Source organism: Pantoea sp. X85, from assembly GCF_029623675.1.
Taxonomy (GTDB): domain Bacteria; phylum Pseudomonadota; class Gammaproteobacteria; order Enterobacterales; family Enterobacteriaceae; genus Pantoea; species Pantoea leporis.
In genome coordinates, this window is sequence record NZ_CP121108.1 from 334219 (window position 1) to 349198 (window position 14980).

At 56.4% G+C, this 14980-nt stretch carries 15 protein-coding genes; 8 read left to right on the plus strand and 7 right to left on the minus strand.

From position 1 onward, the window contains the following. Nucleotides 1–91: 91 nt before the first annotated feature. On the minus strand, nt 92–1663 hold the full coding sequence (locus tag P6287_RS01500; RefSeq protein WP_222234575.1) for an AbgT family transporter: 1572 nt from the start codon (nt 1661–1663) through the stop codon (nt 92–94). Nucleotides 1664–1879: 216 nt separating this feature from the next. Here P6287_RS01500 and P6287_RS01505 point away from each other — a divergent pair, with 216 nt between their 5' ends. The 4 genes from P6287_RS01505 to gntU all read left to right on the plus strand — a co-directional run bounded on the left by P6287_RS01505 (nt 1880) and on the right by gntU (nt 5731). Further along, the gene (locus tag P6287_RS01505; protein ID WP_110868138.1) at nt 1880–2575 is read left to right on the plus strand and encodes a pirin family protein; all 696 of its coding nucleotides are present in this window, start codon (nt 1880–1882) and stop codon (nt 2573–2575) included. A 138-nt stretch (nt 2576–2713) separates the two neighbouring features. Then, nucleotides 2714–3709 carry a gluconate operon transcriptional repressor GntR gene (gene gntR, locus P6287_RS01510; protein ID WP_101763082.1) on the plus strand — a complete coding sequence of 332 codons (996 nt, stop codon included), beginning with the start codon at nt 2714–2716 and terminating at the stop codon, nt 3707–3709. 142 nt (nt 3710–3851) lie between these two features. Continuing rightward, the gene (gntK, locus tag P6287_RS01515) at nt 3852–4388 is read left to right on the plus strand and encodes a gluconokinase (RefSeq protein WP_036621490.1); all 537 of its coding nucleotides are present in this window, start codon (nt 3852–3854) and stop codon (nt 4386–4388) included. A gap of 2 nt (nt 4389–4390) precedes the next feature. Next, nucleotides 4391–5731, plus strand: a complete 1341-nt coding sequence (gntU, locus tag P6287_RS01520) for a gluconate transporter (protein WP_277974397.1) — start codon at nt 4391–4393, stop codon at nt 5729–5731. Between the two features lie 85 nt (nt 5732–5816). On the opposite strand, the gene P6287_RS01525 is transcribed toward gntU, so the two are convergent. The 6 genes from P6287_RS01525 to P6287_RS01550 all read right to left on the minus strand — a co-directional run bounded on the left by P6287_RS01525 (nt 5817) and on the right by P6287_RS01550 (nt 12068). After that, on the minus strand, nt 5817–7442 hold the full coding sequence (locus P6287_RS01525) for a Na/Pi cotransporter family protein (protein WP_222211738.1): 1626 nt from the start codon (nt 7440–7442) through the stop codon (nt 5817–5819). A gap of 108 nt (nt 7443–7550) precedes the next feature. Continuing rightward, nucleotides 7551–8543, minus strand: coding sequence for an ABC transporter ATP-binding protein (locus P6287_RS01530; RefSeq protein ID WP_192236015.1), 993 nt, complete (start codon nt 8541–8543; stop codon nt 7551–7553). Nucleotides 8544–8545: 2 nt separating this feature from the next. Next, the gene (locus P6287_RS01535) at nt 8546–9331 is read right to left on the minus strand and encodes an ABC transporter permease (RefSeq protein ID WP_101763078.1); all 786 of its coding nucleotides are present in this window, start codon (nt 9329–9331) and stop codon (nt 8546–8548) included. 10 nt (nt 9332–9341) lie between these two features. Further along, nucleotides 9342–10187, minus strand: a complete 846-nt coding sequence (locus P6287_RS01540) for an ABC transporter permease subunit (protein ID WP_101763077.1) — start codon at nt 10185–10187, stop codon at nt 9342–9344. Beyond that, entirely contained in the window at nt 10187–10996 is an 810-nt protein-coding gene (locus P6287_RS01545; protein ID WP_217550070.1) for an alkaline phosphatase family protein, read from the minus strand. Before P6287_RS01545 ends, P6287_RS01540 begins: the two co-directional genes overlap by 1 nt. Nucleotides 10997–11006: 10 nt before the next feature. Next, nucleotides 11007–12068 carry an extracellular solute-binding protein gene (locus P6287_RS01550; protein WP_277974398.1) on the minus strand — a complete coding sequence of 354 codons (1062 nt, stop codon included), beginning with the start codon at nt 12066–12068 and terminating at the stop codon, nt 11007–11009. Between the two features lie 224 nt (nt 12069–12292). Between P6287_RS01550 and P6287_RS01555 the strand changes: the two genes are divergently transcribed. From P6287_RS01555 to ubiA, 4 genes are all read left to right on the plus strand, one after another. After that, nucleotides 12293–12991, plus strand: a complete 699-nt coding sequence (locus P6287_RS01555) for a UTRA domain-containing protein (RefSeq protein ID WP_277974399.1) — start codon at nt 12293–12295, stop codon at nt 12989–12991. Nucleotides 12992–13059: 68 nt separating this feature from the next. Continuing rightward, complete coding sequence (gene psiE / locus P6287_RS01560) at nt 13060–13470, plus strand: phosphate-starvation-inducible protein PsiE (RefSeq protein ID WP_061718383.1); 411 nt, start codon at nt 13060–13062, stop codon at nt 13468–13470. A gap of 82 nt (nt 13471–13552) precedes the next feature. Next, complete coding sequence (gene ubiC, locus P6287_RS01565; protein ID WP_137384959.1) at nt 13553–14071, plus strand: chorismate lyase; 519 nt, start codon at nt 13553–13555, stop codon at nt 14069–14071. A gap of 7 nt (nt 14072–14078) precedes the next feature. Next, nucleotides 14079–14963 (plus strand): 4-hydroxybenzoate octaprenyltransferase, encoded by an 885-nt coding sequence (ubiA, locus tag P6287_RS01570; protein WP_101763072.1) that lies wholly within the window; start codon nt 14079–14081, stop codon nt 14961–14963. Nucleotides 14964–14980: the final 17 nt, after the last annotated feature.

The following is a 14980-nucleotide window of genomic DNA, read 5'->3' on the forward strand; positions in this document are numbered from 1 at the left end:
AACGTCTCCTGACAACCGGGTAAGCACGACATTGCTCACATTGCTTCCAGGTATTATTTAGCCAGCTCGGGTGCTGGCTTTTTTTTTGCCTTTACAGCGTATACCAGGTTGCCGCACCGGGCCCGACCGGCAGATTGAAGACAAACACCCAAAGCACAAACAGCAGCGTCCAGCCAATCATAAACACCACCGAATACGGCAACATCATCGCCACCAGCGTACCGATGCCCATATCGCGTCGATAACGCGCCGCCACCGCCATAATCAGGCCAAAGTAACTCATCATGGGTGTAATCACGTTGGTCACCGAATCGCCGATGCGATATGCCGCCTGAATCACTTCGGGCGCAAAGCCGACCAGCATCAGCATCGGGACAAAGATCGGTGCGGTCACCGCCCATTGCGCCGAGGCGGAGCCAATCATCAGGTTGATAAAGCCGCAGATCATGATGAAGCAGACAAACAGCAGCGGCGCGCCCATATCGATTGATGCCAGCAGATTAGCGCCTTTCACTGCCACCACGGTGCCGAAATTGCTCCAGTTAAAAAACGCCACGAACTGCGCAGCAAAGAACACCAGCACGATATACATGCCCATGCTGCTCATACTGGCGGACATGGCGTTAATGACGTCGCGATCGTTGCGCATATTGCCGATCAGGCGGCCATATACCATGCCGGGAATAGCGAAGAAGACAAAGATAAACACCACGATGCCCTTCAGGAACGGTGAACCCGCCAGCGTGCCGGTTTTCGGGTTGAGTAACACGCCGTAGCCCGGAATCACGGTCAGGATCAGCAGCAGCGTAACGCCAAGAACCGCCCAGCCCGCGCCTTTCAACGCCCGACGTTCTTGCGTCGTCAGCGCGCCCATATCGCCTCGCACCGCATCACCTTCGCTGTCGTGATATTTGCCCAGTTTAGGTTCGACGATGCTGTTGGTGATCCAGGTGCCAAGAATGGCAATCACGAAGGTACTGACAAACATAAAGTACCAGTTCACTTCCGGGCCAACATGGTAGTCAGGATCGATAATCTGCGCGGCGCTTTGGGTAATGCCCGAGAGCAGCGGATCGATGGTGCCAAGCAGTAAGTTGGCGCTGTAGCCGCCAGAAACCCCGGCAAACGCCGCGGCCAGGCCCGCCAGGGGATGACGGCCCAATGAGTGGAAAATCATCGCGGCCAGCGGAATCAGCACCACATAGCCCAGCTCAGAAGCGGTGTTGGAGATAATGCCAGCGAAGACGATGGTGAAGGTGATGAGCTTTTTCGGTGCGTTAAACACCAGCGCGCGCATCGCCGCCGAGAGCAGCCCTGAATGTTCGGCAATCCCCACACCGAGCAGCGCAACCAGCACGGTGCCGAGCGGCGCAAAGCCGGTAAAGTTGGTGACCAGATGGCTGACGATGCGTTGCAAACCTTCGGCACTCATCAGGCTAACCACGTGAATCACACCGTCTGGTGCGCGTCCTGCCGCGCCAACTGGGCGGGGATCGATCACGTTGACGCCAAACGCTGCGGCAACGGCAGACGCAACAATGATAAACAGTGAAAACAGGGCAAATAAAGTAATCGGATGCGGTAATAAATTACCCAGCCATTCAACGGTATTCAAAAAGCGCTCAATCGGGCGCTTAGCGGGTGGAGTGATGTGTTCTGACATAATTTTTCCTTGTTATTCCTGCTTGCAGGGTCCGTGATGCTCATTGTTATGTAGTGGGTTATCTACAAGACCAATCTCGTTCGCACTTCCTCATCAGTAAAACCTGGGTCGTTTTTTGTTTTCATTCACTTTTTTTGAACAGAGGGATGAAGTTTTTCAGCTATCAATCAATCCTTCGCAGTACCAAACTGTAAAAAACATTGAGGAGAATTGAACATGATTTATGTACGCAAAGCTGAAGAACGCGGTCACGCTAATCACGGTTGGCTGGATAGCTGGCACACCTTTTCTTTCGCCGATTATCACGATGCCAACTTTATGGGCTTCTCGGCACTGCGCGTGATTAACGAAGATGTTATCGATGGTGGTCAGGGCTTCGGCACCCATCCGCACAAAGACATGGAAATCCTGACCTATGTGCTGTCTGGCACCGTTGAACATCAAGACAGCATGGGCAATAAAGAGCAGATTCCGAGCGGTGAGTTCCAAATCATGAGCGCCGGTACCGGCGTGCGACATTCGGAGTACAACGCCAGCGCCACCGATCCGCTGCACCTGTATCAGATCTGGATCATTCCAGAGCGCAAAGGCATTGAGCCGCGTTACGCGCAGCGCCGTTTCGATGATGTTAAAGGCCGCCAGTTTGTGCTGACGCCGGATGAACGTGACGGATCGCTCAAGGTGTTTCAGGACATGACGTTGTCGCGCTGGGTCTTTGCTGAGGGCGAAAGCGATGAAGTGACAGTTGAAGCCGGTCGTCGCGTGTGGATTCAGGTGGTGAAAGGGCTGGTGAGCGTGAATGGCGAACAGGTTGGCAGCAGCGATGCGCTGGCGATTTGGGATGAAAGCGCGCTGAGCATCAAAGCTGACAGCGATGCAGAGATTCTGCTGTTTGATTTGCCACCGGTTTAAAGGTCGCGCAATGAACGGCGCCGCTGCAATATCTGCACGTATTTGTAGCGGCGCGATTGATCGCGCAGGTTTTCCTCAAAGGCAGTGCATGACAAAAAAATGATAAACTCGTCGTATCTCTGATTTCAGGCGCATACGATGAAGAAGAAAAGACCGGTATTACAGGACGTTGCCGATCGTGTCGGCATCACAAAAATGACCGTCAGCCGCTACCTGCGCAATCCCGATCAGGTTTCTGCGGCGCTGCGCGATAAGATCGCCGTGGCGCTGGACGAACTCGGTTACATCCCCAATCGCGCCCCCGATATGCTCTCCAACGCCACCAGTCGCGCTATCGGCGTGCTGCTGCCTTCCTTAACCAACCAGGTTTTCGCCGACGTATTGCGCGGCATTGAGGCCGTTACCGACGAAGCGGGTTACCAAACGCTGGTGGCGCATTTTGGCTACAACGCGCAGAAAGAGGAGTTACAGCTGCGATCGCTGCTCGGCTGGAACATCGACGGCGTGATCCTCACCGAGCGTACCCATACGCCGGGCACGCTGCGCATGCTGGAAGTCGCGGGCATTCCAGTGATTGAAATGATGGATTCGGTCACGCCGTGCCTCGATATGGCGGTGGGCTTTGATAACGTCGAAGCCGCGCGGCAGATGACGCATGCTATTCTGAAAAAAGGCCATCGCCACACGGTTTATCTCGGTGCACGCCTTGATGAACGTACCTTGCAGAAGCAGCAGGGCTACGAAAAAGCGATGCGCGAAGCGGGGCTCACGCCACACAGCGTGATGATGGAAGATGCCTCCTCTTTCAGCGCCGGCGCGCAACTGCTGTGCGAGGCACAAAAGCGTTATCCGGAAACTGACAGCCTGTTTTGTACCAACGATGACCTGGCGGTAGGCGCGATGTTTGAGTGCCAGCGTCAGGGATTACGCGTGCCGCAGCAGATGGCGATTGCCGGTTTCCACGGCCACGACATTACGCAAGTGGTGAATCCGCGCCTCGCCACGGTGTTAACGCCGCGCGAGCGTATGGGACGGGAATCGGCAGCGATGCTGCTGGCGCGCATTGGCGGCGATCGCACGCTAACGCAACCGCTGGATGTTGGCTTTGAAATCTCCGAAGGTGACAGCATCTGATTTTGGCGATTATTTGAGTCAGTTCACACTTTCGTGCTTTTCCACCTGAGAAGGGTTGCCAGCCTTTCAGTGGGCTCTGACAATGGCAGCTCGATTTGTTATCGGTAACATTGGGCAGAATTCACTGCCGGAGCGCAAAACAATGACAACGCCATCTCCATCGCACCACGTCTTTATCCTGATGGGCGTTTCCGGCAGCGGAAAATCTGCCGTCGCCAATCAGGTCTCTCATCAGTTAAACACTGCGTTCCTCGATGGGGATTTCCTCCATCCGCGCAGCAACATCATGAAAATGGCGGATGGTCATCCGCTGGACGACAACGATCGCCAGCCGTGGCTGCAGGCGCTGAATGATGCGGCATTTGCCATGCAGCGCACGCAGGAGATCTCCATCATCGTCTGTTCGGCGCTGAAAAAGTCCTATCGCGATATCCTGCGTCAGGGCAACGAGAACCTGAAATTTATCTATCTGCAGGGCGATTTCGAAACCATCGAATCCCGCCTGAAAGCGCGTAAAGGTCACTTCTTCAAACCGCAGATGCTGGTGACGCAGTTCGCCACGCTGCAGGAACCCGGCGCGGATGAGCCCGATGTACTGGTGGTTGATATCAATCATTCACTGGATGAGGTAGTTGCGGCCACGGTTGCGACCATTGAGGGTGCAATCAACAAGGGTTAGTCATGAGTACCGCAACGCTAGTGTTAACCGCAGCAGGCTCTGTCCTGCTGCTGCTGTTTTTGGTGATGAAAGCGCGTATGCACGCCTTTGTTGCCCTGATGTTAGTCTCCATTGGTGCCGGTCTGTTCTCCGGCATGCCGCTCGATAAAATCGCACAAACCATGGAAAAAGGCATGGGCGGAACGCTCGGCTTTCTCGCCATTGTGGTGGCGTTGGGCGCGATGTTCGGCAAGATCCTGCATGAAACCGGCGCCGTCGATCAGATCGCCATTCGCATGTTGAAAACCTTTGGGGAAAGCCGCGCGCACTATGCGATGGGCGTCGCTGGCTTGATCTGTGCGTTGCCGCTGTTCTTTGAAGTGGCGGTGGTGTTGCTGATCAGCATTGCGTTCGCCGTGGCGCGTCGTACCCAAGGCAATTTAGTTAAGCTGGTGATCCCGCTGTTTGCCGGTGTTGCGGCGTCCGCCGCGTTTCTGCTGCCGGGACCCGCGCCGATGCTGCTGGCGGCGCAGATGCACGCTGATTTTGGCTGGATGATTCTGCTGGGCCTGTGCGCCGCGATTCCGGGCATGCTGATTGCGGGCCCGCTGTTTGGCAGCTTTATTGCGCAGCACGTCAGCTTTAGCGCACCGCCGGAAGATCATCAGCCGGAAGTGGAAGAGGGCAAACTGCCGTCGTTTGGCTTTAGTCTGGCGCTGATTCTGTTCCCGCTGCTGCTGGTTGGCCTGAAAACCATCGGCGCACGCTTCACTACGCCGGGTTCCCATCTGTATGAGTGGCTGGAGTTTATCGGCCATCCGTTCACCGCGATTTTGCTGGCCTGTCTGGTGGCGATTTATGGCCTGGCTTATCGTCAGGGCATGGATAAAGAGAAGGTGATGCAGGTGTGCGGCAGCGCGCTGCAACCGGCGGGCATTATTCTGCTGGTGATTGGTGCGGGCGGCGTGTTTAAGCAGGTACTGGTGGATTCGGGCGTTGGCCCGGTTTTAGGGCATGCGTTGACCGGCGCAGGTATGCCGATTGCGCTGGCGTGCTTCATCCTTTCTGGCGCGATTCGCGTGATTCAGGGTTCGGCCACCGTGGCGTGTTTAACCACCGTCGGTTTAGTGATGCCGGTGATTGAACCGCTGCACTACAGCGGCGCGCAGCTGGCCGCGCTGTCGATCTGTATCGGCGGCGGCTCGATCATTATCAGTCATGTGAATGATGCGGGTTTCTGGCTGTTTGGCCGCTTCACCGGCGCCACCGAAGCCGAAACGCTGAAGACATGGACGCTGATGGAAACCATTTTGGGCACCACCGGCGCGATTGTTGGCATTATTGCGTTCAGTTTGCTGTCGTGATGTAAAACCAGCGCAATACATTGCGCCGCTACGGACCATTACGCGGATTTGTAGCGGCGCGATTTATCGCGCGATTCTGACCTTCTTAATCCTCTTCCCGCTCATCATCCGGCTGATCCAAAACCGTGTACGCCACGGCGCAGAACAGCGAATTTAAACGCTTCAAATCGCCCAGCAAGCCAAGGTGCAACGAGCTTGTCTCAATGCTTTGCACATTCTGCAGATGCAAGCGCTCGACGTGCGCGTGGGAGAAACGGCGAATCAGGATGCGGAAGCGATGCTTGGATCGGCGCAGGCGTTTGGCGCTGGTGACATCGTGCGACAAAAACACCGACAAACTCAGACGCAGGTTATACAGCACCTGTTCCTGCAAGGTTTGCAGCTCCTCCAGTCCTTCGGCAGAGAAGGCACGGCGCGCGGTCAGTGACTTATCCGCTACGTCGGCGCACATGCGTTCGATAATGTCGCCCGCCTGCTCCAGGTTGAGCGCCATCTCAATGATCTCCGCCCAGCGGCGCGAATCATCCTCCGGCAAATCCTCTTTCGGCATACGCGCCAGATAGAGTTTGATCGCGGTGTAAAGCACATCAACATCATCATCCAGCCGCCGCACCGCGCGCTCTTCGCGCAGGTCGCCGTGCACCACCTTATTGAATGACTCAATCATCTGCTCGACCACATCGCCGATGCGCAGTGTTTCGCGTGAGGCGTTAGCCAGCGCTAACGCCGGCGTATCCAGCGCGCTGCTGTCGAGGTGTTTGGGTTTGAGATGGGCTTCGTTTTCGGGATCATCGGCAATCATACGGCGGCACAGGCGCGCCATTGGATCGGCAAACGGCACCATGACTAAGCAGCGAATCAGGTTGTAGAAGACGTGGAAGAAGATCACCAGCTCTTCGTCATTGACCGGCAGCTTATCCAGCACATCGGCGACAACATTGACGAACGGCAAAATGGCGATGCTGCCAATCAGCTTAAACAGCAGGCTGCCGAGCGCGACGCGTTTGCCCGCTGCATTGGAGCCGCTGGCGTTGATCATCGCCAGCAGGCCGCTGCCGAGGTTGGCACCAATCACCAGACAGAGTGCCACCTTGAAAGAGATGACACCGGTAGCGGTCAGCGTGGCGGTAATCAGGACCGCCGCGAGGCTGGAGTAACTGATGATGGCGAACACCGCGCCAATCAGTGCATCAAGCATCACATCGCCGGTCAGCGTCGAGAACAGCACCTGAACGCCCGCCGCCTGGGTGATCGGTTTGGCGGCCGCGACAATCAGCTGCAGCGCCAGCAGAATCAGGCCAAGTCCAATACTGGCGCGGCCTAACTGCCCAATGCGCGTTTGCTTGCGGCTGAGAAAGAACACCACGCCAAAGAAGATAAACAGCGGCGACAGCCACGACAGATCGAAGGTCAGGATACGCGCCATGATCGCGGTCCCGACATCCGCGCCCAGCACCACCACCAGCGCTGGCGTCAGACTGACCAGATTCTGTGCAACAAAGGAGGTAACCAGCAGCGTGGTGGCGTTACTGCTCTGCACCAGCGCCGTGACGCCAATGCCGGCAAGAAACGCCATCGGTTTTTTTTCAACGCTGCGACTGAGTACGCGACGCAGATCGGCACCGTAAACGCGCATGATGCCGGTGCGCACAATGTGTGTGCCCCACACCAGCAGCGCAACGGCGGAGAGTAGATTAAGCAGAGTTAACACGTATAGAGGCTCCTCATCCGTCAGGCTCAAACCACACCGATTGCCAGCCTGACGGTGAGCACAACCGGTAAAACCTTCGCCGCGTTGTGTCGCCTTTTTTCGTTTAAATTAAGCAACCTGGCGCAACGTCGACATCTCTAACTGTAGCCCAATCTGCATACCAGCGGGATGCAAATCTGCCACGCTGCGGTTGAGTACATCAATCGAAAGCTCCACGTTTTGCGCGCGCACCCGATAGCGAATCACGTTGCCAAGCAAGCTGTGGCTGAGGATGGTGGCGGGAATGCCCGCCTGCGGCGCACACAGCTGGATCGACTCCGGGCGAATCGCTACCTGACCGCTAAACGCCTGTCCGGTCAGCTGCGTTGCCTGTTCCGCGCTCAGCAGGTTGTAGTTGCCGATAAAGCCGGCGGCAAACAGATCGGCCGGTTGGGTATAGAGCATTTCCGCGTTGCCGTTCTGCACGATCTTTCCGCGGTTCATCAGCACGATGCGATCGGACATGGTCAGCGCCTCTTCCTGATCGTGGGTAACAAACAAGGTAGTGAGTTTCAGCTCGCGCTGAATATTGCGGATCTGTTCACGCAGATGGCGACGAATGCGCGCATCCAGCGCCGACAGCGGTTCATCCAGCAACAGCAAGCGTGGACGCGTCACCAGCGAACGCGCCAGCGCCACGCGCTGACACTGTCCGCCAGAGAGCTGATGCGGATAACGCCGCGCGAAGTCGGTGAGTTCCACCAGCGCCAGTACCTCCATCACGCGTTTCTGAATCTCGCTGCTCGCCAGTTTCTGCATCTTCAGGCCAAACGCCACGTTCTTCTCAACCGTCATGTTGGGGAACAGCGCGTAGCTCTGGAACACCATGCCGATGGTGCGCTTCTGCGGCGTCAGCGGCACGATATCCTGACCTTGCAGCAATACTTTGCCGCTATCCACTTCGGTTAACCCGGCGATACAGCGCAGCAGCGTCGATTTGCCGCAGCCGCTGGGGCCGAGCAGCGTAACAAACTCGCCTTCTTCGGCACTGAAATCGATGTTTTCAAAAATGGTGGTCGGACCGTAGCTTTTGTTCAGCTGGGTGACGCTCAGATAACTCATGGTCAGCCTCGTTCAGGATTGAGGGCATTCGCCAGCCAGGTAACCAGCAGGACGACGGCAAAATAGGAGATCACCAGCGCGCTGGTGAAGTGGCCGCTGCCGTTGCGCATGTTAAACAGATAAACCTGCAAGGTTTCATAGCGGGTGCCGACCAGCATATTGGCGAAGACAAACTCACCAATCAGGAAGGAGAAGGAGAGCAGCACCGCGATAAATACCCCTTTGCGCAGGTTCGGCAACACCACAAACAGCGCCGCCTGCCAGGTGCTGGCACCGAGCAGCTGCGCGGCATCAATCAGCTCTTTCAGGTTGATGGCCTGCATATTGTTGGAGATGGCGCGATAGATAAACGGCAAGGCGATGGTGAAGTAGCAGCCGATCAAAATCCACGGCGTGCCGGTCAGCATCAGCGGCGACGACGAATAGAGTTGCAGCAGCCCGACCGACGACACCACCGGCGGTACGGCGAAGGGCATCAGGATCAGCACGTTCATCACCGCATCCAGTTTCGGATAGTAGTAAGCGATCACAAACATGGCAGGCAGCACCAGCACCAGCGAGAACAGCAGTGCACCGCAGCAAACCAGTAGCGAATGACCGAGCGCGGTCAGAAAACGCGCATCGCTCCACAGCGCGCTGAGCCACTTCAGCGTAAAGCCCTGCGGCAGGATGGTGTCGCTCCAGCTGGTGGAAATGCCGTACAGTAACGTCGCCAGCAGCGGCGCGGCTAAAATGGCCAGCAGCAGCCAGACAATCAGGCGATGATAAAATTTTTCCGCGCGCGACACGTGTAGCTCCTCAGGAAGGTTTGGCGTTGAGATAGCTGCGGCGCACCAGATACTGCTGCACCACGGTAATCAGCGCCATAATCAGCACCAGCAACATCGCCAGCGCGCCGCCGGTGTTGGGATCAAGCGAGATATCGCCAGAGACCAGCGCGGCAATGCGTACCGGCACCACGTTAAAGTTGCCGGTAGTGAGCGCGTAAATGGTGGCGTAAGCGCCGAGCGCGTTCGCCAGCAAAATCACGAAAGTACCGAGCAGCGCCGGGAACAGAATCGGCAAACCGATGTGCCACCAATAGCGCCAGCGGCCTGCACCCAGCAGCGCGGCGGACTCTTGCCAATCCTGTCGCAAGCCATCAAACGCGGGATAAAGCAGCAAAATGCCGAGCGGGATTTGGAACCAGGTGTACACCAGTACCATGCCGTCACGCGAGAACAGCTTGAAGCCTTCCAGCACGCCGTAATGGCGCAGCAGCAGCGTCAGACAACCGTTCAAACCGAGCAGAATGACAAAGGCAAACGCCAGCGGCACGCCGGCGAAGTTGCTGGTCATGTTGGTAAATGACATCAAAAAGCGCTGAAAGCGGCCGCTGCCGAGCTGATGCAGCGAATATCCGGCAACCAGCGAAATCAGCAGGCCGTAAATGCTCGACCAGATGGAGATGTCGAGCGACAGGCGAAACGCCTGCAAATAGAACGGCGAGGTGAGGATATCGCTGTAGTTGTCGAAGCCCCAACGCTCATTGATGTCGCTCCAGAAGCTGTTGATGGCAATCCACAGCAGCGGCGCGAGCTGGAATGCCACCCAGAACAGCGCAAACGGCAGCAGCAATAGCGCGGCGAGCGTTTTGCCTTTCATTACTGCGGCTCCGCCAGTAACGCGCGACATAGCGGTTTGTCATGTTCGACGCCGAGCAAGGTGCACACGATGCCGCACAGTTCGGTCTGCTGCGGCTGAAGATCCGGCTGCAGCGAGAAACCTTTGCCAAACACGAACAGCGGCACCTGCGTCTCTTCCGGCAAAATGCCGCCGTGCGAGCGGTCATCGTTCATGCCGTGATCGGCGGTGACAATCACCTGATAACCGGCCGCCAGCCAGTCCGGCATCCACTGCGACAGATAACCATCGGCCATGCGCGCGCGGTTGCGATACTGCGGCGATGACAGGCTGTGCTTGTGTCCGGCATCGTCAATGTTCATCGGGTGGATCAGCAGGAAGTCGGGATCGTGCCGCAAACGCAGGCTTTCTGCGTCTTCAAACAGGTGGGAATCCGGATAACCGTCGTCCCAGTAAAAATGCCCATACTGAATCGGCAGATCGGGCGCGACCGTGTGGCGGTCGCGCGCCGCGTTGAACGGGGATTGATTGTAGAGCTCACTCACCCAGTGATAGGCGGCCGCCGCGGTGGTGAGACCGGCGGCACGCGCGTAATGGAAGATGCTGCGCTGATTACTCATGCGACTGACGCCGTTGTGAATAATGCCGCTGCGCACCGGTGGAATGCCGGTGAGAATGCATTCGTACAGCGGGCGCGACAGCGAAGGCAGTTCGCAAGTCAGCGTATAATATTGGCCGTTGCCCTGCGCGCATTCAGCAAACAGATAGCCCATTGCGTGCTGCGCTACCTGATTACTCAGCCCATCCAACACCACCAGGATCGTTTTCATCCCTCGCTCCTTACTGCTTCATATTAATGATGACGTTCTCTTGCCACAGACGCGGCAGCATTTTCGAAGTTTTATCCCACGCGGCCTGGTCTTTGATTGGACGGGCATTCTTATACTCAGACTGCGGCAGCAGCTTAGCCTGCACGTCGGCGGGCAGAGTTAAATGCTCGGCACGAATCGGGCGCGCATAGCCTTTCGCCAGGTTGATCTGGCCTTCATCAGACAAGATGTATTCACGCGCCAGCTTGGCGGCGTTCGGATGTTTGGCGTATTTATTGATGATGGTGCTGTAGCCAGAAGTGACGGAACCGTCGGAAGGGATCACCACTTCGTAGCGGTTTTTGTCGATCTGATCGCGGTAGTTCAGACCGTTAAAGTCCCACACCACCGCCACCTGAATTTCGCCTTTCTCAATGTTGGCAATCACCGGATCGGTCACGCCAAGGCGGCCTTCTTTCGCCAGATCGCCAAAAAAGCTCAACGCCGGTTTTACATTCTTCTCGTCACCGCCTAACGCGTAGCTGGCCGCTAACACGCCGTTCGCTGCCTGAGCCGCAGTGCCGACGTCACCGATAGTGACCACATACTTACCTTTCTTCAGATCGGCCCAGCTGTGCGGCACATCTTTGACCTGCTGCTTATCCACCAGGAACGCGATGGTGCCGGTATACGCCAGCATCCAGTTGCCATCCTGATCTTTTGCCCAGCTCGGGATTTGCTCCCAATGCGTTGGCTTATACGGTTGCGCCACGCCTTTAGCGACGGCAATCGGACCGAAAGCAGCGCCCACATCACCGATATCGGCGCTGGCGTTCTCTTTCTCTGCAGCAAATTTTGCCAGTTCCTGCGCCGAGGACATGTCGGTGTCGCTGTGCTTCAGGCCATATTTGCTGTTGAGGTCACTCCAGGTATCTTTCCAGTTGGCCCAGCTATCTGGCATGCCGACGCTGTTGACCTGACCTTCGGCGCGCGCGGCTTTTTCTAACGCGGCGAGGTCATTATCTACGGCTTGCGCGGCGGGCAGCGCAAGCAGTACGGCACTGGCTACTACAGAGGCGATAAACGCTTTCATCTCGATTGCTCCCGGTATATGTTGTGGGACTTCTTGGTCTAGTCCAGCAAGAACCGAGCCAATGTAGCCCGAATAGATGAAGGTTTTATGACCATGGTGGTGAAACGGGGTGTGGCGCGACGATCCACATGCGGTTACAGCGCGCTAAAGCGTGGGTTGTTCTCTGTCACATTGTAGTCATCGAACTGTCATAGTGCAGATTTGCCCCAAAATGAGGCTGAATAATGATGTCGAAAACGGCGGATGTGATTGCAGCAGGGCTGCGGGAACGCATTGAAAGCGGTGAATTTGCCGGTGGTCGTTTGCCCGCCGAACGTAGCTTAAGCGAACACTATTCCACCACGCGCATTACGCTGCGTGAGGCGCTGGGTTTGCTGGAAGCGCAGGGCATTATCTATCGTGAACTGCGTCGTGGCTGGTTTCTCGCACCGCCTCGGCTGGTCTACAACCCCTCTCATCATAGCCATTTTCACGCCATGGCCGCTGAGCAAGGCCGTATTGCCAGCACTGAAGTGCTGGAGGCGTGCGAAGTGCCAGCGCAATTAGCCATCGCGCGTCATCTGCAACTGCTGGAGGGCGATCGGGTTTACCGCATTCGCCGTTTGCGCCGTATTGATGGCCGCGCCGTGTTGTATGTCGAGCATTACCTCAATCCCGCCTTCTTTCCGGGATTGCTGGATGAAGACCTGACGCGTTCACTCACCGATCTGTATGACCAGCGCTATGGCATTCGCTACGGCGGCGCGCGTTTTACCATTTTGCCGGGACCTCTGCCGGTGCGCGCTGCGCCTGTGCTCAACGTGGCGAGCGGCACGCCCGGATTGTTGATTACCCGCATCAATCGCGATCAGCACAAGCGCGTGATTGATTGCGACTGCGAGTTCTGGCGCTATGACGCGCTGTGCGTGGATGTCGAAGTATAAATATTGTGATTTTGATCACACTACAGCATGATAGCGCCAGTGAGTAATTGAGAGCGTGAGGCGCAAAAATGACAATAAAAACAGGGGTTGGGCAGTACATCTCGTTAGCATTGCAGTGGGTGCTGAATATTGGTCTGATCATTCTGGCCATTATTCTGGTGGTGTTCCTCGGTAAAGAAACCATTCATCTGGCCAACGTGCTGTTGAGCACCGGCGAGCAGACGTCTTCCTATCTGCTGATTGAAGGCATCGTTATCTATTTCCTCTACTTCGAATTTATCGCCTTGATTGTGAAGTACTTTCAGTCTGGCTATCACTTCCCGCTGCGCTACTTCATCTATATCGGCATCACGGCGATTATCCGCTTGATCATCGTCGACCATAAAAATCCGTTCGATACGCTCTACTACTCGGCGGCGATTTTGATTCTGGTGGTGACGCTGTGGCTAGCGAACAGTAACCGCCTGAAACGCGAGTAATAATATCGCGTGGCACAACGAGCCGTGCCACGCATTCTCCTCTGCGCTAAACTAGGGCAACTTTTTTCCCGGAGATGTCCTGATGTCGCATGACGCGCTGCGCCAGTTACGCGCACTGCACTGGCTGCCAGCCTCTTCACCGCAGCTTTCTGCCCCGCTACTTGACTGGTTAATGGAAGAAGACTCCATGACGCGTCGCTTCGAGCAGCATTGCCAGCAAGTGACCGTAAAACTGATCCGCGAAGCGTTTATTGGCGCTGAAGAGATCTCGGAGGAAGCGGAATTTTTGCCCGCCGATCCGCGCTTCTGGTTACGTGAAATTGTGCTGTGCGGTGATGGCGAACCCTGGCTGATTGGCCGCACCGTGGTGCCAGAAAGCACGCTGAACGGCCCCGAGCAGATGCTGCAACAGCTCGGTACGCGCCCGCTTGGCCGCTATCTGTTCTCTTCATCTACCCTGAGCCGCGATTTTATCGATCCCGGTCAGGTTGGCGATTTATGGGGACGCCGTTCCCGCCTGCGTTTGTCGGGCAAGCCGCTGCTGTTAACTGAACTATTTTTACCGGCGTCGCCGCTCTATCGCGCGCTGGATCAAGGATAAAACCACTGTGCAAAACACCTTACCCATGACCAAATGGCAGGCTTACTGCCGCCTGATGCGTATCGATAAACCCATCGGCACTGTGTTACTGCTGTGGCCAACTCTGTGGGCACTGTGGCTCTCCGGCATGGCGATTCCTCCGTTGCCGGTGCTGCTGGTGTTTGTGCTCGGCGTTATCGTGATGCGTGCTGCCGGCTGCGTTATCAACGATTACGCAGACCGCAAAATCGATGGTCACGTCAAGCGCACGGCGTCACGTCCGCTGGCCAGCGGCGCGGTGTCCGGGAAAGAGGCGAAGCTGCTGTTTGCCGGTCTCGGTTTGCTGGCGTTTATGCTGGTGTTGACCATGAACACCATGACCATTTTGCTGTCGTTTGGCGGCCTGGCGCTGGCGTGGGTTTATCCGTTTATGAAGCGCTACACGCATCTGCCGCAGGTGGTGCTCGGCGCAGCGTTTGGCTGGGCGATTCCCATGGGATGGGCGGCAGTTAGTGAGTCCTTACCTTTGGTCTGCTGGCTGGTTTTCCTGGCGAATATCTGCTGGACGGTGGCCTATGACACGCAGTACGCGATGGTCGATCGCGATGACGACTTGAAGATCGGCGTAAAATCAACGGCGATTCTGTTTGGCCGTTACGACAAACTGATTATTGGTTTACTGCAGCTGGCAACGCTCGGTTTGATGGCGCTGGTGGGCATGATGCTTCAACTGAATGGGGCGTTTTACTGGTCGCTGCTGCTGGCTGCGGGCTTGTTTGTGCATCAGCAGAAGCTAATTGCCCAGCGCGAGCGCGATCCCTGCTTCCAGGCGTTTCTGAATAACAACTATGTGGGCATGGTGCTGTTTCTCGGCATTCTGCTCAGCACCGTGCCGTTCGCGGATCTGTTATAAACAAAAAAGGCGCACTG

Bases quoted from the DNA above. Each gene is read 5' to 3' on its own strand.
- P6287_RS01545 (WP_217550070.1), bottom strand. From the start codon at position 10,996: ATGAAAACGATCCTGGTGGTGTTGGATGGGCTGAGTAATCAGGTAGCG.
- gntK (WP_036621490.1), top strand. From the start codon at position 3,852: ATGACAACGCCATCTCCATCGCACCACGTCTTTATCCTGATGGGCGTT.
- P6287_RS01530 (WP_192236015.1), bottom strand. From the start codon at position 8,543: ATGAGTTATCTGAGCGTCACCCAGCTGAACAAAAGCTACGGTCCGACC.
- P6287_RS01505 (WP_110868138.1), top strand. From the start codon at position 1,880: ATGATTTATGTACGCAAAGCTGAAGAACGCGGTCACGCTAATCACGGT.
- gntU (WP_277974397.1), top strand. From the start codon at position 4,391: ATGAGTACCGCAACGCTAGTGTTAACCGCAGCAGGCTCTGTCCTGCTG.
- P6287_RS01550 (WP_277974398.1), bottom strand. From the start codon at position 12,068: ATGAAAGCGTTTATCGCCTCTGTAGTAGCCAGTGCCGTACTGCTTGCG.
- P6287_RS01540 (WP_101763077.1), bottom strand. From the start codon at position 10,187: ATGAAAGGCAAAACGCTCGCCGCGCTATTGCTGCTGCCGTTTGCGCTG.
- psiE (WP_061718383.1), top strand. From the start codon at position 13,060: ATGACAATAAAAACAGGGGTTGGGCAGTACATCTCGTTAGCATTGCAG.
- P6287_RS01555 (WP_277974399.1), top strand. From the start codon at position 12,293: ATGATGTCGAAAACGGCGGATGTGATTGCAGCAGGGCTGCGGGAACGC.
- P6287_RS01500 (WP_222234575.1), bottom strand. From the start codon at position 1,663: ATGTCAGAACACATCACTCCACCCGCTAAGCGCCCGATTGAGCGCTTT.
- ubiC (WP_137384959.1), top strand. From the start codon at position 13,553: ATGTCGCATGACGCGCTGCGCCAGTTACGCGCACTGCACTGGCTGCCA.
- gntR (WP_101763082.1), top strand. From the start codon at position 2,714: ATGAAGAAGAAAAGACCGGTATTACAGGACGTTGCCGATCGTGTCGGC.